The organism is Massilia sp. YIM B02763, assembly GCF_030412015.1.
Lineage (GTDB): Bacteria > Pseudomonadota > Gammaproteobacteria > Burkholderiales > Burkholderiaceae_D > Telluria.
Genome location: NZ_JASNRD010000004.1, coordinates 96,587 through 119,197 on the forward strand (window position 1 = coordinate 96,587; position 22,611 = coordinate 119,197).

The window sequence follows — 22,611 nt, forward strand, 5'->3', positions numbered from 1 at the left end:
TTATGTCCAACAAGAAATTCGTCGCCAGCCTGTTCGCCGCTCTGTCCATCACCGCCTTCGCCGCACCGGCCTTCGCCGCCGAAGTGCCGGCCAGCTTCGACCCGTCCAAGTGCAAGGTCGAGTACCCGAAAGCATCGCTGATGAACGAAGAGCAGGGCACGACCTCGATGTCCTTCCTGGTCAATGCGGACGGCTCGGTGGCGGATTCCAAGCTGGACAAGTCGAGCGGCTTCAAGGGCCTGGACAAGGCAGCCCTGAAAGGCCTCGCCGCCTGCAAGTTCAAGCCGGGCAGCAAGGACGGCGCACCGGCCCAGACCTGGACCAAGGTCGACTACGCCTGGAAGCTGGACTGATCCGCACCCGCTCCGCTCACACAAACCGGCCCTCGCGGCCGGTTTTTGTTTATCCACGTACGGCGTGGCACTCATGTAACCCATCTGTTCCTACTTGTTTCGAATGTAAGAACTTGCTTCATTCCAGCCGTGCATGGTTTCGCCTGGCTATAGTGAAGCCATGCAAACACAAGAAGGAGAAGCATCATGAAACGCATCCTCTGCGCCACTGCCGCCGCCCTGATCAGTACCGCCGCCGTCCTGCCGATGCAGGCATCCGCCGCCGACCGCGTCGTCATCGTCCGCGAAGCGCCACCGCCGCCGCGCCATGAAGTGGTGCCGCCGGCCCGCCGCGGCTACGTCTGGGCGCCGGGTTACTGGAACTACAGCGGCCACCGCTACGTGTGGGTGAGGGGCCACTGGGAACGTGAACGCCACGGCTACGCCTGGCGTCGTCCGGAATGGCGCGAGGACGGCCGCGGCGGCTGGGTGATGGACCGCGGCGGCTGGGGCCGCGGCGACAGCGACCATGACGGCGTGCCGAACCGGTTCGACGACCGTCCGAACAATCCGCATCGTTCGTAATCCGCCTGCGGGGCGGGCAGCAGAAGAGGGCGCAGCATGGCTGCGCCTTTTTTCATCCGCCGGTGACTTGATAGCGCGCGGGCCAGACGGTCGCTCCCGCCTTGACGTCGCGATAGACATCGGCGCCCACGCCGACCATGGCGCCTTGCCCGATATGGCGAGCCTGCAGGATGTTCGCGCCGGCGCCGATCAGCACTTGCTCGTCGATGCGGCAGTCGCCACCGATGAAGACCTTCGGCGCCACGATGGTGTGGCGGGCGACGACCGTATGGTGGCCGACGATGGCCGAGGTGTTCAGCAGGCAGAATGCGTCGATGCGTGCATCGACGCTGACGACGACGCCATGCGCGACGAAGCTGCCGGCCCCGATGCTTGCGCCTTCCGCGATGACGGCATGCGGCGACACCAGCGCGGGGAAGTCGAAACCCAGTGCCGCCAGCCGCTCGGCCAGCTCGGCGCGCTGGCCCAGGCCGGCCTGGTTGACGGCGCCGAAGCCCAGCACGATGCCGTCGTAGTCGCCGCGGCGGCGCTCCAGCTCGTCCAGGTAACCGCAATAGCGCAGGCCGACGCGTCCTTCGCCCGTGGCGTAGTAGTCCTCGACCGTGTAGCCGCGCAGGCGCGCCACTTCCAGCACTTCGCAGGCGAAGCCGCCGCCGCCGACGATGGCCAGCGTTCTTGCCTTGCCCACGTTATCCATGAACGCACTCATACGAGGAACTCCACGATGTCCTTGTTGCGCGAATAGGCGAACACCACCTGGCGGCCGCCGAACAGTACGGCCGGTACGGGGCCCAGCACCTTGACCATACGGTGCGCGCGGATTTCCCGGTCGACGTCCTCGAGGCTGTCGGCCTCGTAGCACAGGTGGTGGTAGCCGCCGCCCGTCTTGTCGAGGAAGCGCCAGGTGAACGATTGCTCGCCGGCCGGGCAGATGAACTCGATGTTGATGTTGTCCAGCGCGTACAACGCCAGTTCCGCCTGCTGGATGGGATCGAATACCTTGTCGACCAGGCGCAGTCCCGGCAGTGCGCCGGCCGCGGCCTCGATCGAGCGGACGACATAGCCGATGTGATGGACCTTCATGCCAGCGTCGCTCCACCGTCGACGGTGAGTACCTGGCCCGTGACGTGCGAGGCCGCATCGGACAGCAGGAAGCCGGCCAGCGCCGCCACCTGTTCGGGCGCGACCAGGCCCAGCGGGCTACGCCGTTCCAGTTCGGCGACGAATTCCTCCGTATAGACATGGGCCTGGGCACCCGTCATTTCCGTGCGCATGAAACCCGGCGCGATCGCGTTCACGCGCACCGGTGCCAGCTCCAGCGCGGCGCCGCGCACCATGGCGTCGAGCGCGGCCTTGCTGGCGCCGTAGGCGACGATGCCGCGCTCCGGGCGGTTGGCGGCCACCGAGGAGATGGCGACGAAGGCCGCGCCGGAGCCCGCATGGACCCGCTTCGATGCGAAGGCCTGCAGGACGGCCATGGCGCCCAGCACGTTCACGCGGAACAGGTCTTCGGCGCGCGCCAGGTCCACGCCGCGCAGCGGTGCGATGTACTGCTGGCCGGCGCAATAGACGACGTGGTGGATCGGGCCCGCCTCGCGCACGATGCCGGCGAACAGGTCCTTGACGCTGGAAAGGTCGCCGATGTCGAAGGTACGCGCCACCACGTGCCCGTTGTCGGCGGCCAGCGCGTCCAGGCGCTCGCGCCGGCGCGCCACGGCGAACACGCGTTCGCCGGCCTGCGCGCGCTGCGCCGCGATGGCGGCGCCGACGCCGCTGCTGGCGCCGATGACGACGGTCGTGCGCACGTCAGGCCGGCACCAGGGCGAGGATGTCGCCCACGGTCTTGAAGCGTTCGAAGTCGGCCGGCGAGACGTCGACACGCTTGCCGTCGAGCCAGTTCAAGATCATCAGCACGGCCATCGAGTCGTACTCGGGGATGGATTCCAGCGGAGTGTCCATGGCCAGCGCTTCGCCGGTGTCGATCACTTCGCTGAACTCGTCGAGGAGGGCGCTCATCGTCATTCCTTTCTATCGTCGATGATGACGGGTGGGGCATACAGGTCTTCCACGTCGAGCACGGCGGCGCCCCAGCTCAGGCCGATGCCGAAGCCGGACAGCAGCAGTTTCTTCCGGCCGTTGCGGTGTAGCTGCGCCGACAGGAAACCGTTGATGGTGCCGGGGATCGATGCCGAATTCTGGTTGCCGTAGACGGCCTGGGTCTGGTCCGGCACGCGTTCCTCGGGCAGGCCGAGGCGCTTGCGGATATTGTGCAGGATGTACTTGTTCGGCTGGTGCAGCACGAAGTAGTCGATCGCTTCCGGTGCCACGCCGGCATGCGCGAAGATTTCCGCGAACATCGTCGGCACGACCTTGATCGTGAAGTTGAACACTTCGGCGCCGTTCATGTACATGGAACCCTGCGGGCCGCGCGGCTCGGCTTCGTCGCGGATGCCGCTGCCGGGAATGTACAGCGCGCGGTGGCCGGCGCCGTCGCTGTGCAGCGCAAAGTGAGCAGGGCCGGCGGCGTCGGCGCGCGTGACGAGCGTGGCCGCGCCGGCATCGCCCATCAGCGGGGCGAAGGCGCGGTCGTCCTTGTCGGCGAAGCGCGAGGCGACGTCGCCGACCACCAGCAGCACGTTCGACAGGCCGCCGGCGACCAGCGCGAACGCGGCGTTCAGGCCGTAGACGTAGCCGCTGCAGCCCAGCGCGATGTCGTGGGCCATGACGTCCGTGCTGCAGCCGAGGCGGTGCGCCAGGTGGATCGCGGTGGACGGCGCGCGAAAGTCCGGCGTCTGCGTGACCATGATGACGGCGTCGAGCGTTTCGGGCGCGACGTGCAGGCCGTCCAGCAGCACGCGCGCGCTGTTCAGACACAGGTCGCTCGTGGTGACGCCGGGGGCGGCGATGTAGCGGCTCTGCAGGCCGAGCGTCTTTTGCAGGCGCTCCAGTTCCGCGTCCGTGAAGCCGAATTCCTCGCGCAGTCCGGCCGCCGGGCGCAGCATGCCGCCGACGGTGGTGACGACGCCGGCGATGCGCGCCGTCTGAAAGCTCAGTTTCGCCATGTCAGCCGCGCGCCGCCGCGTCCGCGACGTAGCGGCACCACGTGCCGAAACGCAGGAACGGCGAGCGCGCCGCATCCATCAGCGTCTCGTCGGCCAGCATGACGTAGCGTCCCAGCCCGATCTCGAGTTCCGTCTCGGTCGCCATCACGACGTTCAGCAGGGCGAGCGAGTCGAAGTAATCCATCAGGTTGGTGTCGGCTTGCGGTGCGCCGAGATTGTCGACGCCGGCGTCCTTGGCGACGCGCTGCACGACGTCGGCGAGGGTCTGTTCGATGTTCATGTGCTTGATTCCTTTGTGTCCGCATACGCGAACGAGATATAGGCAGGATCGTCGACGGCGCGTTCGAGGCGGTAGTCCTTGCCGCCATCGGCGCGTGCGCTGCCCGGCACGAAGCCGAGGCGGTCGTACAGCGTCGCGACCTGCATGTTCTTCGAGCCGGGCCGGTAGCGCGCGCGCAGGCCGTGCGCGGCCGCCGGGTGGCGCGCCACCATCGCCAGGATCTTGTCTTCCACGCGGCGGCCCAGGACGCGGCAGCTCAGCAGGAAATTCACGATCTCCCCATCGACGAGGATCAGCACGCCGACGATGCCCATGTCGCCGAATTTATCACGGACGTGGAAGTCGAAGACGGTGCCGCGCCGCATTAGACCGTGCACGTCGTTTTCGGACAGGCGCTCACAGGTCAGGTTGAACTGGTTGGTCTTGTTGACCAGCTGCGCGATGCGGTCCAGGTGCTTGGCGTCGTTGACGGCGCAGGTGACGAGGATGTCGAGCGAGGCGATGTAGTCCTCGAGCGACTGGAAGCCGGTGCGCGCAGCCTGGCGCGACTGCTCGGCGCGGTACTGCGCGCTCTTGTCGCGGTCCTCCGCCGTGATGCGCAATGCCTGTAGACCGGGAATGGCGGCCAGCACGCCCGCGCCGGTCAGGAAGCTGTTCGCATCGAACTGCACGCACTGCACTTCCGGCAGCGTCGAGCGCACTTCCTCGATCTCGAACGGGCTGTCGTCGATGAAGACGAAGCTCGACAGTCCGAGGTTCAGGTCGTCGGCGATCTGCGCGATCGACACGCTCTTGCGGTCCCAGTTCGCCTTGACGCTGGCGAAGTCGGACAACGCGAGGGGCATGCGGCGCCGCTCGAACAGCTCGGCGATGTCGTCCGCATTGTTCTTCGTGACCAGCGCCAGCAGCACGCCGCTATCCTTCAACTGGCGCAACTGCCGCTGGAAGATCGCGTGGACGATGCCCGGGTAGTTGCGGTCGACCTTGATGCCGTCCGGCCCGTCTTCGCCCAGCACGCCGCCCCACAGCGTGTTGTCGGCATCGAGCACGCAGACCTTCTTGCGCGGCTGCTGGTACTGGCGCACGCGGTCGAGCACCAGCTGCATGATCTTCGCGACCGCGGCCGGGCTGTACGGCGACTGGAACACGAATTTGTTCTTGGTGCGGTAGAACTGGCTGCTGCCCATCTCGAGCGCGACGCCGAACAGGTCGAGCACCGCCACGTCCGGCACGTCGGCCGCCAGGTGCGCGATCGCGGCATTGATCTCCATGACGGCGATGCGCGCGGCGTCCGTATCGGCCTGGTGGAAGTGCAGCGCGTGCGGAGGGAGCACCAGGTTCGACACCAGCAGCCTGGTCGCATTCGATGCGCGGAAGGTGCGGATCTGCCCGGCCAGTTCATCTTGGCGCGCGCGTGCGCCGGCGTCCGCATACACGTCGAGGAAGTAGTCGGTATCGAGCAGCAGGACGGCCACGTCCGCATCGCACTCCTGCAGCAGGAACTGGCCGACCTGTCCCAGCTCGGCGTACTGGAGTGCCCAGTCGCCGGTTTCTTGCAGGATCTCCGGCAGCTTGCCGAATACCTGGCCGACGGTATTGGAAACGATCTGTAACTTCATCTGCCGACGCGAGAGGGGAGGATAGTTGATGCAGGGCATTATACTGCGTCCGCCCGGCGGTGATCTCGTCGAATGTTGCTGCTGGGATACGGTGGCTGGAGATTTCCATTGTCGGGATGGAAAGGGCTTCCGGGGGCGGACAAAACAAAACGGGCCGCAGCGATGAAGCGTGCGGCCCGTTCCAGGAATTCTTGGGGTGGCTGATGGGACTCGAACCCACGACAACAGGAATCACAATCCTGGACTCTACCAACTGAGCTACAGCCACCACTGACTTGCTTTTCTGTCTCGTTGTTGCCGAGACAGAACGAGATTATATAGGCTGATCCCCGATCTGGCAAATCTATTTCTCCCAATAGTGCCGAGCCGGGCGGGGCATGCTTCAGGCGGCGTCGAACGTCGCTTCGTACACGGGCGGGTCGATGCCGACCAGGACGTTGAACGCGGCCGACAGCGCCGTGGCGCTGGCGCTCGTATAGGCTTCCAGGCTGCCGGGAGATGCATCCTGGCGCAGCAGTCCACCGCCTTCCAGCAGGCGCACCAGCTGACGCGTGACGGCTTCGCCCGTGTCGACGAGGGTGATGCCTGCGCCGCCGGCTTCCAGCGCTACCTGCTCGATCGATGCCTTCACCAGCGGATAGTGGGTACAGCCCAGGACCAGGGTGTCGACGCCCTGTTCGACCAGCGGCGTGACGTAGCGGCGCAGCATGGCCGTGGTGCCTTCGGCATCGTTGGCCTCGATGCGTTCGACCAGGCCGCGGCAGGGCTGCAGCAGGAACTCGGCCTGCGTCGCCCCACTGACTTCGTCGCGCAGGCGCAGGAACTTGGCGCCGGCCAGCGTGCCTGCCGTGGCGAGCACGCCGATCTTGCCGTTGCGGCTGGCGGCTGCCGCCGGCTTCAGGCCCGGTTCGACGCCGACGATGGGCATGTCGGGGAAGTGCTCGCGCAGCACCTTCACGGCGGCGACGGTCGCCGTGTTGCAAGCCACCACCAGCGCCTTGATGCCGCGCGCGACGAGGAAGCGCGCCACCGCGAGCGAACGCGCGGCCACCACCTCGTCGGACTTGTCGCCGTAGGGGGCGTAGCCGGCGTCGGCCACGTAGATCAGGTGTTCATGGGGGAGCCGCGCGCGGACGTGGCGCAGGATGGAGAGGCCGCCAAGGCCGGAGTCGAAGACGCCGATGGGGGCGTCGAGGGAGGGCGGGGTGTGCATGGCGTGATGTTGACGCAAGCGGGTGGTGCGGTCGTGCCGGCAAAAAATTGGGTCCCTGCCTTCGCAGGGACGACGCGTGAACGGTCGCACCGTATCCACCGTCGCCCCTGACCTAGCCGGCCGCCTTGGCAGGGGCCCAATTTCATATCAAGCTGCGTTGACGGGAATACCCTTCAGCGACTCGATCTTGGCCGCCCACTCCTTCGGACCCGTCGTGTGCACCGAGGTACCCGTCGAATCGACGGCCACGGTCACCGGCATGTCCTTGACCTCGAATTCGTAGATCGCTTCCATGCCCAGGTCCTCGAAGCCCAGCACCTTGGCCGACTTGATCGCCTTCGACACCAGGTAGGCCGAACCGCCGACCGCCATCAGGTAGGCCGACTTGTGGTTCTTGATCGATTCGATCGCCGCCGGGCCGCGCTCGGCCTTGCCGATCATCGCGATCAGGCCCGTCTTCTCGAGCATCATGTCGGTGAACTTGTCCATGCGGGTCGCGGTGGTCGGACCGGCCGGGCCCACGACTTCGTCGCCGACCGGATCGACCGGGCCGACGTAGTAGATCACGCGGTTGGTGAAGTCCACCGGCAGCGGTTCGCCCCTGGCCAGCATGTCCTGGATGCGCTTGTGCGCGGCGTCGCGGCCGGTCAGCATCTTGCCGTTCAGGAGCAGGGTCTGGCCCGGCTGCCAGGACGCGACTTCTTCCTTGGTCAGCGTGTCCAGGTTCACGCTCTTCGATTTCTGCGTGTCCGGGGTCCACTGCACGTCCGGCCAGGTCGACAGCGCCGGCGGTTCGATGTAGGCCGGGCCCGAGCCGTCCAGCACGAAGTGGGCGTGGCGGGTGGCGGCGCAGTTCGGGATCATCGCCACCGGTTTCGACGCCGCGTGGGTCGGGTACATATTGATCTTCACGTCCAGCACGGTGGTCAGGCCACCCAGGCCTTGCGCGCCGATGCCCAGCGCGTTGATCTTGTCGCACAGCTCGATGCGCAGCTCTTCCAGTTTGTTCTGCGGGCCGCGCTGCTTCAGCTCGTACATGTCGATGTCTTCCATCAGCGACTCTTTCGCCATCAGCATCGCCTTCTCGGCCGAGCCGCCGATGCCGATGCCCAGCATGCCCGGCGGGCACCAGCCGGCGCCCATCAGCGGCACGGTCTTCAGCACCCAGTCGACCAGCGAGTCGGACGGGTTCAGCATGACGAACTTGGTCTTGTTCTCCGAGCCGCCGCCTTTCGCCGCCACTTTCACGTCGACGGTGTCGCCCTCGACCAGTTCCATGTGCACGACGGCCGGGGTGTTGTCCTTGGTGTTCTTGCGCTCGAAGTGCGGGTCGGCGACGATCGATGCGCGCAGCTTGTTGTCCGGGAAGTTGTACGCGCGGCGCACGCCTTCGTTGACGGCGTCCGTGACGGAACCCGTGAAGCCTTCGAAGCGCACGCCCATGCCCACCTTCAGGAACACGTTGACGATGCCGGTGTCCTGGCAGATCGGGCGCTTGCCTTCGGCGCACATCTTGGAGTTGGTCAGGATCTGCGCGATCGCATCCTTGGCCGCCGGGCTCTGTTCGGCCTCGTAGGCGCGCGCCAGGTGCTGGATGTAGTCGGCCGGGTGGTAGTAGCTGATGTACTGCAGTGCGGCGGCGACCGATTCGATCAGGTCGTCTTGTTTGATGACAGTCATGAGGATCTCGCTAGGGGGACTTGGGGTGCTTGGGTGCGTTTCAGTGCTGCTTGGGGTTGCCGGTATTCGACATGATGCGGTCGGTGTAGGCGATCGCCATCGCCGACAGCAGGAAGACGGCGTGAATGCACGTCTGTGCGATCAACGTCTTCTCGTTGTACGCGTTGGCGTTGATGAAGGTCTTCAGCAGGTGGATCGAGGAGATGCCGATGATCGCCATCGCCAGCTTCGTCTTCAGTACCGACGCGTTCACGTGCGACAGCCATTCCGGCTGGTCCGGATGGTCTTCCAGGTGCATGCGCGACACGAAGGTCTCGTAGCCGCCCACGATCACCATGATCAGGAGGTTCGAGATCATGACGACGTCGATCAGGCCCAGCACGACCAGCATGATCGTCGTCTCGTTCAATTTCGTCGGGGCGGGCGCGCCCGGTACGGACACTGCCGCGATGATGTGCTGCAGCGCTTCCTCGCTGCCCATCGCGGCCATGACGAGGTCGGCCAGCTCGACCCAGAAATGGTACACGTAGACGCACTGCGCCAGGATCAGGCCCAGGTACAGGGGCAGCTGCAGCCAGCGGCTGGCGAACATGAAATTGGCGAGCGCCGAGCGCTTCTTGGCGGCGGCAGGGGATCGTGGTTCGTACATCGGGAAGAGGACTCCGGTGAAGCAGCGGGAAGACAACTCGGCATTCTACACCCGCCGAGCTCCACTGGCACCTTCCTTCGATGTTGCGGAAAGCTTGCTAGAATGACCTTGGGATGCCGAGGCGAGGCCGCCGGCGCGTATGGACGCGATCCATGCAAGCGACCCCTGTAAGCGCTCAGTAAGCGAGCCCGCATAAGGTATGTGGCAAAACTACCAGGATCCCGACCTGCGGCCCGCGTGTGGCCGCCGTAACCGATCGGGAATCCGCATGACTAAGGAGACTAGTATGGCCGAGAACGAGAACAGCCTGCAGGGCCTGCAGGAAAACCGCGTATTCAACCCGTCCGCGGAATTCGCCGCCCAGGCGACCATTTCCGGCATGGAGGCGTACAACAAGCTGTGCGCCGAAGCCGAACAGGACTACGAAGGCTTCTGGGCCCGCCTGGCCCGCGAGAACATCGCCTGGAACAAGCCTTTCACGCAAACCCTCGACGAGTCGAACGCGCCCTTCTATAAATGGTTCGCCGACGGCAAGCTGAACGCGTCGTACAACTGCCTCGACCGCAATATCGAGAACGGCAACGGCGACAAGACCGCCATCATCTTCGAAGCCGACGACGGCACCGTCACGCGCGCCACCTACCGCGAGCTGCACGAGCGCGTCGCCAAGTTCGCCAACGGCCTCAAGTCGCGCGGCATCAAGAAGGGCGACCGCGTCGTCATCTACATGTCGATGTCGATCGAAGGCGTGGCCGCGATGCAGGCCTGCGCCCGCATCGGCGCGACGCACTCCGTCGTGTTCGGCGGCTTCTCGGCGAAGTCGCTGCAGGAGCGCATCGTCGATGCCGGCGCCGTCGCCGTCATCACGGCCGACGAGCAGCTGCGCGGCGGTAAATCGCTGCCGCTGAAGGCCATCGTCGACGAGGCGCTGGCCATGGGCGGCTGTGAGACCATCAAGGACGTCATCGTCTACAAGCGCACCGGCGGCAACATCCACTTCCAGGAAGGCCGCGACATCTGGCTGCACGACCTGGTCGACGGCCAGAGCGCCGAGTGCGAGCCGGAGTGGGTGGATGCGGAACATCCGCTGTTCATCCTCTACACCTCGGGCTCGACGGGAACGCCGAAGGGCGTCCAGCACTCCACCGGCGGCTACCTGCTGTGGGCGATGCTGACGATGAAGTGGACCTTCGACATCAAGCCGTCCGACGTCTACTGGTGCACGGCCGACATCGGCTGGGTCACGGGCCACACCTACATCGCCTACGGCCCGACCGCCGTCGGCGCCACGCAAGTCATCTTCGAAGGCGTGCCGACCTATCCGCACGCGGGCCGCTTCTGGGAAACCATCGCCAAGCACAAGGTCAGCATCTTCTACACGGCGCCGACCGCGATCCGCTCGCTGATCAAGGCCTCGAACGCGGACGAGAAGGTGCATCCGAAGAGCTTCGACCTGTCCAGCCTGCGCCTCCTGGGCACCGTGGGCGAGCCGATCAATCCGGAAGCCTGGATGTGGTACTACAACAATGTCGGCGGCGCGCGCTGCCCGATCGTGGATACCTTCTGGCAGACCGAGACGGGCGGCCACATGATCACGCCGCTGCCGGGCGCGACGCCGATGGTGCCAGGGTCCTGCACGCTGCCGCTGCCGGGCATCATGGCCGCCATCGTGGACGAGTCGGGCGCCGACGTGCCGAACGGCCAGGGCGGCATCCTGGTCGTCAAGCGTCCGTGGCCGTCGATGATCCGCACGATCTGGAACAACCCGGACCGCTTCCGCACCGCCTACTACCCGGAAGAGCTGGGCGGCAAGTACTACCTGGCCGGCGACGGCGCGATCCGCAACAAGGACACGGGTTACTTCACGATCACGGGCCGCATCGACGACGTGCTGAACGTCTCGGGCCACCGCATGGGCACGATGGAGATCGAATCGGCGCTGGTGGCGCACCCGCTGGTGGCGGAAGCCGCCGTGGTCGGCAAGCCGGACGAGACGACGGGCGAGGCAATCTGCGCCTTCGTCGTGCTCAAGCAGGCGCGCCCGAGCGGCGAGGAAGCGAAGAAACTGGCGGCCGAGCTGCGCAACTGGGTCGGCAAGGAAATCGGCCCGATCGCGAAGCCGAAGGAAATCCGCTTCGGCGACAACCTGCCGAAGACGCGCTCCGGCAAGATCATGCGCCGCCTGCTGCGCGTGCTGGCCAAGGGGGAAACGATCAGCCAGGACGTCTCGACGCTGGAAAACCCGGCCATCCTCGAACAGCTGAAAGAATCTGCTTGAGTGCGGGCCGATTTAGGAGTTTAATCTCCTGACAGATTGCAGAGTTGATGCCGCGCTGGGAAACCGGGGCGGCATTTTTTTATGCGTTTCAGGCGCTCTTATGCGCCATCGGTATCGCTGTTCCCGCCGAAGGCTTTCATCAGGGCGTCGCGGTCGATGGCCGCTTTCCCGGCGCTGGCGGTGGCGCGTCCGCGTTTTCCCGTGAACTCTTCCTCGATATTGTCGCGGTAATAACTCCACGGCGAGGCGGACGTCGACAGCTTGCGCCAGGTGTCGCTGCCGACGGCGGCGTAGTCGATGGCGGTGCCGTCGTCGAATTCCACGCGCAGGGTGCGCTCGCGCTGGTCGTAGCCGATGGCGCGCAGCTTGCCGGCGTTGATCTTCTTCATTTCCATCGTGGGCTCCTGGATGATGAGGCGTCGTCCCTGCGCAGGCAGGGATCCAAGTACTCGTAGAGTTAACGGATCCGGAGCCGCCTCGTTGACTGGCCTGGCAACATAAACCAACGTCATTCCCGCGCAGGCGGGAATCCATGCTGAGTTGGCTAAAGATGCTCAGCATGGGTTCCTGCCTTCGCAGGAAGTCGTTTCCGGCAATGCCGGGAACGACGTGGCGGCTTATAATTTTTCTAGTTGCTGCCGCGCATACCCTGCACTCGCACTGTTGGGCGCCAGCTCCAGATACGTCTTGTACGCCGCCTTCGCCTTCACCCCATCCCCCGCCCGCGCATACGCATCGCCCAGGTTCATGTACGCGATCGCCCGCGACGGATCCATCTTGATCGCATTCTCGAACCAGCGCGCCGCCTCCGCGAACTTGTCCTGCTTGTAGTAAACGAAGCCCAGGTTGTTCGCCGCCAGCGCGAAGTTCGGCCGCAACTTCAATGCCTCGGTGAACTGCGCCTCCGCCTGCGCATACTGCTTTTCCTTGTACAGCTGCAGCCCATGGTCGTTGGCGCGCTGCGCCTGCTGCCGGCTCGACACGGGCACTGCCGCCGGCGCCGTGATCGTCGCCGTGCCGCCCTGCAAATCCTTCACGACGACGGTGGACGAAGGCGCGGACGCCTTCGCATCGAGCTTGCTGTTGAGCGCGATCGCATCGTTCGACAGCTGCGCCGTGTTCGTGTTCAGGAACTCTGTCTCTTCCGGCAGTTCGAACACGAAGTCGCCGCCTTCCGATCCCGGCAAGCTGCCGAAGGCGGGCGTCTGCTGCGACACGCTCGACACGGCCGGCGCCACGTAGGCGGCCAGCTCCGTCGCGGTGATCAGGCCGTCGCCGTTCAGGTCGGCCTTGCCGCCCAGGCCCTGCATCAAGGTCCAGGTGAACACCGAGTGGCCGTTCGGCCCGCCGTCCGACACCAGCTGGTCGGCGCCGCCGGCGGTCAGCATCTGGCGTCCCAGGCGGCGCGCGTTATCGCGCAGGAAGGACGCGTTGGCGCCGCCGCGCGTGAGTCCCAACCCGCTGTAGCAGGCATCCATCACGAAGAACGCGTGCTTGGCCTGCAGGCTCTCGGCGATGTTCTGGATCTCGGTCATCGGGATCGCATCCGTCGCCAGCTGGTTCGGATCGGCGTCGTAGGGAATGATGTAGCCGAGATCGCGCCCCGAACTGAGCTTGCGCGTGGCGCCGTGGCCGGCGAAGAACACGAAGATGCGGTCGTTCGGCTGCAGTCCTCCATGCGCCAATTTGTCGTGGAAGGCGGCCAGGATGCCCGTGCGCGTGGCCTGTTCGTTCTTCAGGGTGATGACGCGTTCCGGCGCGAAGCCGAACTTCTGCACCAGCAGCTGGCCGACGCCCTCGGCATCGTGCACCGCATACTGCAGGCGTGGCCACTTCGGATAGTTGTCGACGCCGACGAGGATCGCCCACGAATTCGCATACCCCGTGGCGGCTGCGCGCGGCATCGGCGCCGGCGCTGCGGCGGCGCTGGCCTTGAAGGTTGCGCCGTCCCAGCCGGCGAACTGGTAGCCCTCGGCAGCCAGGCGCTCCAGGATCGCGGGCAGCGCCTTCACGGTGCGCTCGTGGATGTCGTGGAACAGGACGATGCCGCGGCCTTCCTTGTCCACGGCGCGCAGCACGCGGTCGGCGATGGACGAGGGCACCGGGTCGGCCCAGTCGAGCGAATCGATATTCCACATGACCGACTTCAGGTGCGCGTTCTCCAGCAGCTGCAGGCCTTCCTTGTTGCGCGCGCCGTAGGGAAAGCGGAACAGGTCGGAGCGTTGCGGATCGACGGCCTTGAGCAGCGTATCCGTATCGAGGATCTCCGAACGCAGTCCGGCGCCCGTCTGCTTCGACAGTTGCGCATGCGAGAAGCTGTGGTTCGCGAGCACATAGCCCTGCGCCTTGAGCTTGCGGCTGACGGCCGCGCCGGCATTGAGCTTGGCCGCGCCGTTCGCATCGAGCGTGCCGAGGTTGCGCCCGACGCTGAAGAACACGGCCGGCGCATCGTACTGCTTGAGGATGGCGGCGATCTCCTCGCTGTAGCGGCGGTGCGGGCCGTCGTCGAAGGTCAGCACGATGGTCTTCTTCGGCAGCGTCTTGCCGAAGATCTCCGCTTCCTCGCGCGCTTTCGTCGGCGCCGCCGCTGCCGCCGGCTCGCCGGGTTCGACGGGATCGGGCTTGGCGGGGTAGGGCAGCACGACGCCGTAATCCTTCAGGATGCGGTCGCGCTGGTACTGCGTCTTCAGGTAGGCGACGTAGCTGTCCCACTTCTCGCGCTTCAGGACGATGGAGCGGGACTCGTAGCGCCCGAACACGGCGCGGATCTCCTTCTCGTACATGCGCTCGACCTCGGCCAACGCATCGAGGTCTTCCGAGATCCGCTTGTGCAGCTTGATGGCGGGGAGCGCGGAATCCTGGGCCACGCGGTCGAGCAGCGACTGCAGCGTCTCGCGGAAGGCCAGGCGGTCGGCATCGTACAGGCCTTCGCCCGATTCGACGTAGTCGAGCAGGCCGCCGACCTGGTCGAAGCGGCGCGCATCGTTCGAAGAGACCAGTTGGCCGAGGGCGTTATCGACCCTGGCGATGCGCTCCTGGTTCTCATGGAACAGCTGCTGGCCGACGCGATTCGCCTCCGCCCGCGCCTCGGCGGACAGCGCTTCCTCGTCCAGCGTCAGCACGATCATCTTGCGGTAGGCGGCTAGCATCTGGCGCATGTCCGAGGCGATGGCGCTGGCCTGTGGCGACTGCGCGGCGCTGTTGCCGGGCTGCTGCGGGGCGGGTGGCGTGTCGGACTTGCGGCTGACGAGATAGGTGCCGCTGGCGGCGCCGGCTGCGGCGACGGCGAAGATGATGGCGTAGAGGGATTGGCGTTTCACGGCGGGCAGTGGCTCGGATGGGAGAATGTTTTATCTGAGCAACAATACCATTATTGCACTATCGCGGGCCACCGAAACTCCAGGGGTTGTGGTGTCGCAAACAACACCCCGTCGTCCCTGCGGAGGCAGGGATCCAAGTCAGGTTGCGCACGCCGTGCGCGACATGGGCACCGAACACCCTTGTACTGCCGGGAATAGTTGCTATAATAGGCGGCTTCGCAGAGATGCGAAAACCCATCAGGAGAGATGGATGAGTGGTTTAAGTCGCACGCCTGGAAAGCGTGTATAGGTTCATAGCCTATCGGGGGTTCGAATCCCCCTCTCTCCGCCAAGAATGTAAAGCTTAAAAGGCCACCCTTTGGTTAATTCCAGTCACTTAAGGCATTGACCAGTCGACGGTTTGAGCTAAAACGGATTCACGTGCAACGTGAATCCGTTTTTTATTATGGCTCTCCAACTTGACCTGGACGATGCGGCTGAGCTGGCACCGCATGAGTTCGAGCGATTCGCCAGCCTGATCGATCCTGCATGGATTGACGAAGCCCTGAGGCAAACCGGAACCGTATCGCTGCGACGGCGGCGCCTGCCCGCTGAGCACATGGTCTGGTTGGTGATCGGCCTAGCCTTATTTCGCAATGAGCCGATCTGGCACATCGTCCAACAGCTCGATCTTGCCAACGGACCGACGCTGAACGCTCCTGCTCCTAGTGCTGCTGTCGCAGGTCGTGAACGCCTGGGAGAAGCGCCGATGGCGTGGCTGTTCGAACGGTTGGCAAGCTGCTGGACAAGCGGCGCTGTACTGGAGCACGGGCGATTTCATGGACTGCGAAGTTACGCTGTCGATGGTGTCGTATGGTCGCTTCCCGACACGCCAGCCAATAGCGAGCAATTCGGACGAGGCTCGAACGCAAATAGCAATGGCGCTTGGCCCCAATTGTGCGCAGTCTGTCTGATGGATACCTATACGCACCTGATCCGCGCCGCCGAGTTTGGCGATTATGGAACCGGGGAACTGAGCTTTGCCAGACCGCTCATGCACAAGGTGCCGGACGAGTCCCTGACGATCTTCGATCGCGCCTACTTCTCGGCCGCCTTCTTGCTCGACTGGCAGCACGCAGGGCAACAAAGGCATTGGCTCATGCGAGACAGAACCGGGTTGCGTTATGAAGTCGTGTGTCAGTTCACACCGGACGACTGCCTGGTAAGGATGCCGATCTCGCCGCAGGCACGCAAGCAGCGCCCCGACTTGCCATCCCATTGGCAAGCACGTCTCATCACCTGCAAGGTCGGCGGCGAGCGTCGGCAGTTTCTGACATCCCTGTGCGATGCGCATCGTTTCCCTGCACGCGAGATCGCTGCGCATTACGTGCAGCGCTGGGAAATCGAATTGGGGTTTAGGGAAATCAAGCAGGGCATGCAGAAGAATGCGACGACGTTGCGCAGCAAGCTGCCTGCACTGGTACGTCAGGAAGTGTGGGGCACGCTCATTGCCTACAACCTGCTGCGTCATGAGATCGCCCAGATGGCCGATGAAATGCACGTGCCGCCACAACGATTGAGCTTCCAGTGGCTGGCCCTGGCCATCACCTCGGCCCTGTACCACTGGCCTTTGCAAACGCCTGGCACCTTCCCCAAGCGCCTGGCTTTGCTGCACCAGCAGGCATGTGCCTACCTCTTGCCAGAGCGTCGAACGCGATCGTATCCACGAGCAGTCAAACAGCCCAGATCCAAATTTCCAATGAAAAATGCCAGTCAGCTTAACTGACTGGCATTAACCCTCGGGTGGCCTTTTTGCATTTGTTTCATGGCGGAGAGAAGCAGGGCCCCTGCGGGCCCTGCGCGGGGGATTCGAAGGCCTCGCCCCTGCAAGGGCGTGCCTTCCGAATCGCCACTTTGCTGCCGCCCTGGCGGCAGCCCCGTGCGCCGAGGGCGCACGACGCAATCCCCTAGCAGATCTAGCAGATCGACCCGTACGTGCTCTTCCCCTTGGCTACGTCCAAGCCGAAATAGCAGGTGTAACCGTCACGCTTGTCCCAGACACAGGAGAGGTCACTCCTGTCTCGTATTCGGTGATCAGGGGCAGCCCCACAGGTATCCTTGTTGTCAGGTCCGATCTGGTCGAACAGCTCCTTTGCGAGCGGCCCCCTAAACGTGAATGCGACCTTCCGGTCGTTCTTCGTTGGCGGCACTGTATCGCCCAATTCGCCGCCGTACACCCAGTAATCGCCTTTGAGTGGCTTAGGGCCACCGGCCGAGGTTTCCTGCTTCTCGGCCGCCTGCGTCAGTGAGTACAAGGTGAGGGCTGCGACGAGGAACACTATACGCGCGCTCATGATCCGTACCTCGGCCAAAGCTCGACATGGAAGTGGTTGTTGTGGCCTATGAGGGACTTGACGCGAGCACCACCCAGCGCCGTTTGCACTCGCTCGTCGTTGAAGTAAGCGATCTTAATCCACGGGTGCTCAACAAACAGGCTAATCAAATTCGTAGTGGCCTCAAAGTCGTACTCCTTGTCCCTGTAGGTGCAGCGCGCAGCTTGCCCCGTCATGTAGTCCTTGCGAACCGGCCGGCAATCCATCTCGATGCCTTTCTGGTGCGATTTGTGGTTGTCGTAGGCGAAACCGCCATCGATGCTGATGTTGCCGATCCCGAATTTCCGGTCACACATGGATTGCCATTGGCGCTCGATCTGGAAGATCAACGTAAGCAAGTTGGGGTGCGCATACTGCGCCAGGTGGCCAGTGCCCGGCACGTCGTGGAGTGTCCCGTACACGTAATATCCTGCATCCTCGGGCGCCTGTGGCAGCATGAAGTAGCCTCGCCGGTCTTTCGGTTGAATTGGAACGCCATCAGGCATGGCTTCCTCCGTTATGCGCACTTGTTGCAGGCGAGATCCCAGCCACCAGCGGTGTTACCGCCTGCGCCGCCGCCAATCTTCTGCTGGGTGTATTTCCACTTCACCTTGGAAAACCGCAGGCCGATTTCATCATGCAGCAGGCCACCGTTTCCCATGGACTGGTCGATATTGGCGATGATGACGTTCTCCAATTCGACCTCGTAATACTTTACCGGTTTGCCGTCGCCGTCTGCACGCATGAACTCCAACTTGGCCTTCGGGACGGTTTTGCCCATGGAGCAGGTCTGCATGAGGGTTGGCGAGGCGAGGTCGACCAGCTTGGACAGTGAAATGGTACGGTGCTCACACCGCTCCGCCGTGTGACCGCCTGCTGTAGAAGCGGTTGCGCTACGAGGCTGAGTCACGCCCCAATGTGCCGAGGTGACTTCGATCCAGCCCTGATGCGTTGAATCTTGCGACTCGCCCTTGATGCCGTCGATTTGCAGATAGACGTCGATTGCCATGGTAGAAATTCTCCGATGAGGTTGCTCGTTCCTGCCTTCCAGCGACAAGCGACTATTGTTTGGGCATTGGAACGAAAGCACGTTGGAGCTGATCAATTAGACGCCGAGTCTGCTTAGGTGATTGGCGTAAAGAAGCATCGGGTCGGCGCCTCGACTGGTACAGGCATGAGATTCCGTGATGTGTCAGGCTGGTTCGAAAAACTGGTCCAGGCGGCCGCAGAACGGGAAGACCGAGCATTGTCGATGTCAGTCCACGCTCGTGCTAGCATGCCTCATCCATAACAAGGGAGCCGCAGCATGGACATGAGCGTCGACCAGCCGAAGCAAGTCACGGCCACTTCCACCCGCGCCGTCGTCACCGGCATGCTCTTCGTCGGCCTCCTGTTCTTCATCCTCGGCTTCGTCACCTGGCTCAACGGCTTCCTGGTCCCGTTCCTGAAGATCGTCTGCAGCCTCAATAACTTCCAGGCCCTGTGGGTCACCTTCGCGTTCTACATCGCGTACACGGTGATGGCGCTGCCGTCCGCCGCGGTGCTCAGGCGGACCGGCTACAAGAACGGCATGACGCTGGGCCTGGCCATCATGGGTTGCGGTGCCTTGCTGTTCATCCCGGCCGCGCAGACCACGCACTACGGACTGTTCCTGGCCGCGCTGTTCACGCTCGCCACCGGGATGACCCTCATGCAGACGGCCATCAACCCCTACATCGTCTGCCTCGGCCCGCGCGAGAGCGCGGCCATGCGCATCAGTATCATGGGGCTCTTCAACAAGGGCGCGGGCGTGGTCGTGCCGCTCGTGTTTTCCTCGCTGATGCTGGCCGATATCGACCGCTTTTCGCATACCGCGCTGGCGACGCTGGAGCCGGCCGCACGTGATGCCATGCGTGCCACGCTGGCGCAGCGCCTCGTGTTCCCGTACGCGTGCATGGCCGGGCTGCTGTTCGCGATCATGGTCTTCATCCACTTCTCCAGGCTCCGCGAGATTCCGCTCGATGCCGAAGAAGGGGACGACGTCGAACGCCTAGGCGTGCTGCAGTATCCGCAACTGGTGCTGGGCGCGCTGGCCCTGTTCGCCTACGTTGGCGTGGAGGTCATCGCGGGCGACACCATCGGCTTGTACGGCCACGAGCTGGGCGTCCCCAACTTCGGCGTGCTCACGTCGTACACGATGGTGTGCATGGTGCTCGGCTACCTGATCGGCGTGGTGGCGATTCCGCGCTGGCTGTCGCAGCAGCGCGCGTTGCTGTGCTCGGGCCTGGCCGGACTCGTGTTCACCGTCGGCGTGGCCACCGGTTCGCCGCACGACAGCGGCATCGCGCAGGCCTTGCTGGGCTGGACGGGGATCGTGCCGGTGCCGAACACCGTCATGTGCCTGGCGCTGCTGGGCCTTGCGAATGCGATGGTGTGGCCAGCCATCTGGCCGCTCGCGCTGCAGGGACTCGGGCGTCACACGGCCAGCGGTTCGGCCTTGCTGGTCATGGCGATCGCCGGCGGCGCCGTGCTGCCGCTGCTGTACGGGCGCCTGTCCGATGCCGTCGCGCCGCGCGAAGCCTACTGGCTCATGCTGCCGTGCTATGCGCTGATTTTCTGGTATGCGGCGCGCGGGCACGCCATCCGCCACTGGCGCTGAATGGAGACACCGTTGATCGACCGGACACGCTACGCACGCTGGCTGCTGGTCGCCTTGCTGGCCGCGCCATTGGCCCAGGCGCGGGAAGCGCCGGCGACGCAGGACACCGCAGCCAGCGTCGCCAGTGGCGCCAAGCTGCAACTGCGCTGGGAGCTGCAGCGCAACCTGTACACGCAGCAGGCGCCGGGCGGCCGCACGCAGGCGCGCCTGATCCTGACCAACAAGGACAGCAAGCCGTTGCCGCCGCAGGGCTGGTCGCTGTACCTCAATTTCATGGAGCGCGTCGAAACGGGTGCCTTGCCGGGCAAGGTGATCCTGGAGCAGGTCGCGGGCGGCTTGTTCCGCCTGCGTCCCGCACCGGATTTTCCCGGCCTGCAGCCGGGCCAGACGCTGGACATCGTCTACTACCACCCGGACCCGGTCATCAAGCTGTCGCGCGCGCCGGCCGGTCCCTACCTCGTCTACGACGCGACGCCGGACGCCGGCACGGCCATCGACTTCGCGCTGCTGCCCGTCACGCGGCCGGAACAGCTGGACCGCGGCGCCAGCGGCATCCCGCCCTTGACCACGCCGCAGGACACCTATCGCCGCAACGCCCGTGCGGACTTGCTGCCCGCCGCCGCGGTCCCGCCGGTGCTGCCCACGCCCTTGCAGCTGCGGAAGGGGAGCGGCACGCTGCGGCTGACGGCGCGTCCGCGCATCGACGCGCCGGCCGCATTGAGCAACGAGGCGGCGCTGGCACGATCGCTGTTTCCCGCGAACCTGCCGGCTGGCGGCCCGGCCCTGAGCCTGAGCGTGGGCAAGGTGAAGGACCAGTCCTCGCCCGAGGCCTACAGCCTGAGCATCCGCGCAGGCAGCGGCATCGCCATCGTCGGCAACAGTGCGGCCGGCGTCGCCTACGGCCTGCAGACGCTGCGCGACCTGATGCCGCTGCCCGGCACGCCGGACCTCACGCTGCCGGAAATCGAGATCGTCGATGCGCCCCGGTTCGGCTACCGCGGCTTCCAGCTCGACGTGGCGCGCAACTTCCACGGCAAGCAGACGGTGTTCAAATGGCTGGACCTGATGGCGCGCTTCAAGCTGAACCGCTTCCACTTCCACCTGACGGACGACGAAGGATGGCGTCTCGAGATCGCGGGCCTGCCGGAGCTGACGTCCGTCGGCGCCGTGCGCGGCCACGCGGCGCGGGCCGGCCTGCGGCTGCAGCCGGCCTACGGTTCCGGCCCCGATCCTAAGGACCCCCGTGGCAGCGGTTACTTCAGCCGCGCCGACTACATCGAGATCCTGCGCTACGCGCACGCGCGCCACATCGAGGTGGTGCCGGAGATCGAGATGCCGGGCCATGCGCGCGCCGCCATCCAGGCGATGGAAGCGCGCTACCGGCGCTTGGCAAGGGCAGGGGACAAGGACGCGGCCAGGTACTTGCTGACCGAGTTCGAGGACCGCTCCGTCTACAAGTCGCCGCAGATGTACACGGACCACGTGCTCAATCCGGGCCTGGAATCGAGCTTCACCTTCATCGAGCACGTGGTCGACGCCATCGTCGCGCTGCACCGCGAGGCCGGCGTGCCGCTGCACACGATCTTCATGGGCGGCGACGAAGTGCCCGACGGCGCCTGGGAAAAGTCGCCCGCCGCGCAAGCGCGCATGCGCCAGGAAGGACTCGAGACGACGGCCGACCTGTGGGATGATTTCTACGAACGCGTCGATGCCATGCTGCGCCAGCGCGGCCTGTTCACGTCGGGTTGGGAAGAGATCGGCGCCCGCCAGACCGTGCTGCACGGCCGCCGCAAGCTGATCCCGAATCCCCGCTTCACGCAGCGCGGCTTTCACGCTTACGTCTGGAACAACACGCCCGGTGCCGAAGACTTCGCCTACCGCCTCGCCAATGCCGGCTACGATATCGTGCTGGCGCCGGTGACCAAGATGTACATGGACATGTCGTACAACGCCAATCCGGAGGAGCCGGGCGTGAACTGGGGCGCCTACACGGAGCTGGAGGATGTCTACGACTTCATCCCGTTTGACTACCTGAAGAACGCGCCGGATGCGGCCCGCATCGGCAAGGACGGCCTTACCGACTTCGGCAAGCGCCGACTGCGCGGGCTCGAAGCCACGATGTTTACGGAGACGGTGCGCGACCCGGCCCTCATCGACTACCTGGTCATGCCGCGCCTGCTGGCCGTGGCGGAACGCGCCTGGGCGCCCGACCCTGCCTGGGCCACGGAGACCGATCCGGCCAGGGCCGCGGCGCTGTATCGCGATGCGTGGACCGGCTTCGTCAATACACTGGGCCAGCGCGTGCTGCCGCGCCTGGACCTGGACGGCGTTGGCGTCAGTTACCGCATTGCGCCGCCCGGTTTAATAGTGGAGGGCGGCCGCGTGCTGGCCAACCACGTCCTGCCCGGCATCACGCTGCGCTATACGACCGACGGCAGCGCGCCCACGGCCGCCAGCAAGCAGGTGACCGGGCCGATCGCTGCACACGGCACGATCAAGGTGGCGGCCTTCGACCGCAACGGCCGACGTGGCCTGGTCGCGACGATCGACCACAGGTAACCTGCCTAAAAGGCGGGCACGCCAGCGGACACCGCATGCCTGCTG

At 65.0% G+C, this 22,611-nt stretch carries 21 protein-coding genes and 2 tRNA genes; 7 read left to right on the forward strand and 16 right to left on the reverse strand.

Annotated features, from left to right (window positions below; genetic code table 11):
- Window positions 1-2 precede the first annotated feature (2 nt).
- Window positions 3-353 (forward strand): energy transducer TonB, encoded by a 351-nt coding sequence (locus tag QPK32_RS07995; RefSeq protein ID WP_290412265.1) that lies wholly within the window; start codon window positions 3-5, stop codon window positions 351-353.
- A 186-nt stretch (window positions 354-539) separates the two neighbouring features.
- The gene (locus QPK32_RS08000) at window positions 540-917 is read left to right on the forward strand and encodes a YXWGXW repeat-containing protein (RefSeq protein WP_290412266.1); all 378 of its coding nucleotides are present in this window, start codon (window positions 540-542) and stop codon (window positions 915-917) included.
- 52 nt (window positions 918-969) lie between these two features.
- On the opposite strand, the gene QPK32_RS08005 is transcribed toward QPK32_RS08000, so the two are convergent.
- The 11 genes from QPK32_RS08005 to QPK32_RS08055 all read right to left on the reverse strand — a co-directional run bounded on the left by QPK32_RS08005 (window position 970) and on the right by QPK32_RS08055 (window position 9,420).
- Complete coding sequence (locus tag QPK32_RS08005; protein WP_290412267.1) at window positions 970-1,626, reverse strand: NeuD/PglB/VioB family sugar acetyltransferase; 657 nt, start codon at window positions 1,624-1,626, stop codon at window positions 970-972.
- Window positions 1,623-2,000 (reverse strand): VOC family protein, encoded by a 378-nt coding sequence (locus QPK32_RS08010; RefSeq protein WP_290412268.1) that lies wholly within the window; start codon window positions 1,998-2,000, stop codon window positions 1,623-1,625. The genes QPK32_RS08005 and QPK32_RS08010 overlap by 4 nt, the downstream gene beginning before the upstream one ends.
- On the reverse strand, window positions 1,997-2,722 hold the full coding sequence (locus tag QPK32_RS08015; protein ID WP_290412269.1) for an SDR family oxidoreductase: 726 nt from the start codon (window positions 2,720-2,722) through the stop codon (window positions 1,997-1,999). Before QPK32_RS08015 ends, QPK32_RS08010 begins: the two co-directional genes overlap by 4 nt.
- Before the next feature lies 1 nt (window position 2,723).
- Window positions 2,724-2,933 carry a hypothetical protein gene (locus QPK32_RS08020; RefSeq protein ID WP_290412270.1) on the reverse strand — a complete coding sequence of 70 codons (210 nt, stop codon included), beginning with the start codon at window positions 2,931-2,933 and terminating at the stop codon, window positions 2,724-2,726.
- 2 nt (window positions 2,934-2,935) lie between these two features.
- Window positions 2,936-3,979: a ketoacyl-ACP synthase III gene (locus QPK32_RS08025; protein WP_290412271.1), complete on the reverse strand. Its 1,044-nt coding sequence runs from the start codon at window positions 3,977-3,979 to the stop codon at window positions 2,936-2,938.
- Window position 3,980: 1 nt separating this feature from the next.
- Complete coding sequence (locus QPK32_RS08030) at window positions 3,981-4,259, reverse strand: hypothetical protein (RefSeq protein WP_290412272.1); 279 nt, start codon at window positions 4,257-4,259, stop codon at window positions 3,981-3,983.
- Window positions 4,256-5,878, reverse strand: a complete 1,623-nt coding sequence (locus QPK32_RS08035) for an HAD family hydrolase (protein ID WP_290412273.1) — start codon at window positions 5,876-5,878, stop codon at window positions 4,256-4,258. The genes QPK32_RS08030 and QPK32_RS08035 overlap by 4 nt, the downstream gene beginning before the upstream one ends.
- Before the next feature lie 192 nt (window positions 5,879-6,070).
- Window positions 6,071-6,146, reverse strand: a tRNA-His gene (locus tag QPK32_RS08040).
- A gap of 114 nt (window positions 6,147-6,260) precedes the next feature.
- Complete coding sequence (murI, locus tag QPK32_RS08045; RefSeq protein WP_290412274.1) at window positions 6,261-7,091, reverse strand: glutamate racemase; 831 nt, start codon at window positions 7,089-7,091, stop codon at window positions 6,261-6,263.
- A 147-nt stretch (window positions 7,092-7,238) separates the two neighbouring features.
- Window positions 7,239-8,771, reverse strand: a complete 1,533-nt coding sequence (locus QPK32_RS08050; protein WP_290412275.1) for a fumarate hydratase — start codon at window positions 8,769-8,771, stop codon at window positions 7,239-7,241.
- Between the two features lie 40 nt (window positions 8,772-8,811).
- On the reverse strand, window positions 8,812-9,420 hold the full coding sequence (locus QPK32_RS08055) for a TIGR00645 family protein (RefSeq protein WP_290412276.1): 609 nt from the start codon (window positions 9,418-9,420) through the stop codon (window positions 8,812-8,814).
- Between the two features lie 286 nt (window positions 9,421-9,706).
- Between QPK32_RS08055 and acs the strand changes: the two genes are divergently transcribed.
- On the forward strand, window positions 9,707-11,698 hold the full coding sequence (gene acs / locus QPK32_RS08060) for an acetate--CoA ligase (RefSeq protein WP_290412277.1): 1,992 nt from the start codon (window positions 9,707-9,709) through the stop codon (window positions 11,696-11,698).
- A 98-nt stretch (window positions 11,699-11,796) separates the two neighbouring features.
- Here acs and QPK32_RS08065 read toward each other — a convergent pair whose 3' ends face one another.
- Window positions 11,797-12,093 (reverse strand): KTSC domain-containing protein, encoded by a 297-nt coding sequence (locus tag QPK32_RS08065; protein WP_290412278.1) that lies wholly within the window; start codon window positions 12,091-12,093, stop codon window positions 11,797-11,799.
- A 222-nt stretch (window positions 12,094-12,315) separates the two neighbouring features.
- Window positions 12,316-15,018 carry a polysaccharide deacetylase family protein gene (locus QPK32_RS08070; RefSeq protein WP_290412279.1) on the reverse strand — a complete coding sequence of 901 codons (2,703 nt, stop codon included), beginning with the start codon at window positions 15,016-15,018 and terminating at the stop codon, window positions 12,316-12,318.
- 240 nt (window positions 15,019-15,258) lie between these two features.
- On the opposite strand from QPK32_RS08070, the gene QPK32_RS08075 reads away from it, so the two are divergent.
- Window positions 15,259-15,349: transfer RNA gene (locus QPK32_RS08075), tRNA-Ser, on the forward strand.
- Between the two features lie 96 nt (window positions 15,350-15,445).
- Window positions 15,446-16,783, forward strand: a complete 1,338-nt coding sequence (locus QPK32_RS08080; RefSeq protein WP_290412280.1) for an IS4 family transposase — start codon at window positions 15,446-15,448, stop codon at window positions 16,781-16,783.
- A 190-nt stretch (window positions 16,784-16,973) separates the two neighbouring features.
- Here the strand turns inward: QPK32_RS08080 and QPK32_RS08085 are convergent, their stop codons facing one another.
- Genes QPK32_RS08085 through QPK32_RS08095 form a run of 3 tightly spaced genes read right to left on the reverse strand, consistent with a single transcriptional unit; the run spans window position 16,974 to window position 18,378 of the window.
- The gene (locus QPK32_RS08085) at window positions 16,974-17,351 is read right to left on the reverse strand and encodes a hypothetical protein (RefSeq protein ID WP_290412281.1); all 378 of its coding nucleotides are present in this window, start codon (window positions 17,349-17,351) and stop codon (window positions 16,974-16,976) included.
- Entirely contained in the window at window positions 17,348-17,875 is a 528-nt protein-coding gene (locus tag QPK32_RS08090) for a penicillin-insensitive murein endopeptidase (RefSeq protein ID WP_290412282.1), read from the reverse strand. The genes QPK32_RS08085 and QPK32_RS08090 overlap by 4 nt, the downstream gene beginning before the upstream one ends.
- Before the next feature lie 11 nt (window positions 17,876-17,886).
- Window positions 17,887-18,378, reverse strand: coding sequence for a type VI secretion system tube protein Hcp (locus QPK32_RS08095; protein ID WP_290412283.1), 492 nt, complete (start codon window positions 18,376-18,378; stop codon window positions 17,887-17,889).
- 297 nt (window positions 18,379-18,675) lie between these two features.
- Here QPK32_RS08095 and QPK32_RS08100 point away from each other — a divergent pair, with 297 nt between their 5' ends.
- A complete protein-coding gene (locus tag QPK32_RS08100; protein WP_290412284.1) occupies window positions 18,676-20,007 on the forward strand; it encodes a sugar MFS transporter in 1,332 nt (443 codons plus the stop codon).
- Between the two features lie 12 nt (window positions 20,008-20,019).
- Window positions 20,020-22,566 (forward strand): family 20 glycosylhydrolase, encoded by a 2,547-nt coding sequence (locus QPK32_RS08105; protein WP_290412285.1) that lies wholly within the window; start codon window positions 20,020-20,022, stop codon window positions 22,564-22,566.
- The last annotated feature ends 45 nt before the right edge of the window (window positions 22,567-22,611 follow it).

Excerpts from the sequence above, each read along its gene's own strand:
- QPK32_RS08030 (WP_290412272.1), bottom strand. The coding sequence starts at position 4,259 with ATGAACATCGAACAGACCCTCGCCGACGTCGTGCAGCGCGTCGCCAAG.
- QPK32_RS08035 (WP_290412273.1), bottom strand. The coding sequence starts at position 5,878 with ATGAAGTTACAGATCGTTTCCAATACCGTCGGCCAGGTATTCGGCAAG.
- QPK32_RS08000 (WP_290412266.1), top strand. The coding sequence starts at position 540 with ATGAAACGCATCCTCTGCGCCACTGCCGCCGCCCTGATCAGTACCGCC.
- QPK32_RS08010 (WP_290412268.1), bottom strand. The coding sequence starts at position 2,000 with ATGAAGGTCCATCACATCGGCTATGTCGTCCGCTCGATCGAGGCCGCG.
- murI (WP_290412274.1), bottom strand. The coding sequence starts at position 7,091 with ATGCACACCCCGCCCTCCCTCGACGCCCCCATCGGCGTCTTCGACTCC.
- QPK32_RS08025 (WP_290412271.1), bottom strand. The coding sequence starts at position 3,979 with ATGGCGAAACTGAGCTTTCAGACGGCGCGCATCGCCGGCGTCGTCACC.
- QPK32_RS08055 (WP_290412276.1), bottom strand. The coding sequence starts at position 9,420 with ATGTACGAACCACGATCCCCTGCCGCCGCCAAGAAGCGCTCGGCGCTC.
- QPK32_RS08005 (WP_290412267.1), bottom strand. The coding sequence starts at position 1,626 with ATGAGTGCGTTCATGGATAACGTGGGCAAGGCAAGAACGCTGGCCATC.
- QPK32_RS08095 (WP_290412283.1), bottom strand. The coding sequence starts at position 18,378 with ATGGCAATCGACGTCTATCTGCAAATCGACGGCATCAAGGGCGAGTCG.
- QPK32_RS07995 (WP_290412265.1), top strand. The coding sequence starts at position 3 with ATGTCCAACAAGAAATTCGTCGCCAGCCTGTTCGCCGCTCTGTCCATC.
- QPK32_RS08085 (WP_290412281.1), bottom strand. The coding sequence starts at position 17,351 with ATGAGCGCGCGTATAGTGTTCCTCGTCGCAGCCCTCACCTTGTACTCA.
- QPK32_RS08020 (WP_290412270.1), bottom strand. The coding sequence starts at position 2,933 with ATGAGCGCCCTCCTCGACGAGTTCAGCGAAGTGATCGACACCGGCGAA.
- QPK32_RS08065 (WP_290412278.1), bottom strand. The coding sequence starts at position 12,093 with ATGGAAATGAAGAAGATCAACGCCGGCAAGCTGCGCGCCATCGGCTAC.
- acs (WP_290412277.1), top strand. The coding sequence starts at position 9,707 with ATGGCCGAGAACGAGAACAGCCTGCAGGGCCTGCAGGAAAACCGCGTA.
- QPK32_RS08050 (WP_290412275.1), bottom strand. The coding sequence starts at position 8,771 with ATGACTGTCATCAAACAAGACGACCTGATCGAATCGGTCGCCGCCGCA.
- QPK32_RS08090 (WP_290412282.1), bottom strand. The coding sequence starts at position 17,875 with ATGCCTGATGGCGTTCCAATTCAACCGAAAGACCGGCGAGGCTACTTC.
- QPK32_RS08100 (WP_290412284.1), top strand. The coding sequence starts at position 18,676 with ATGGACATGAGCGTCGACCAGCCGAAGCAAGTCACGGCCACTTCCACC.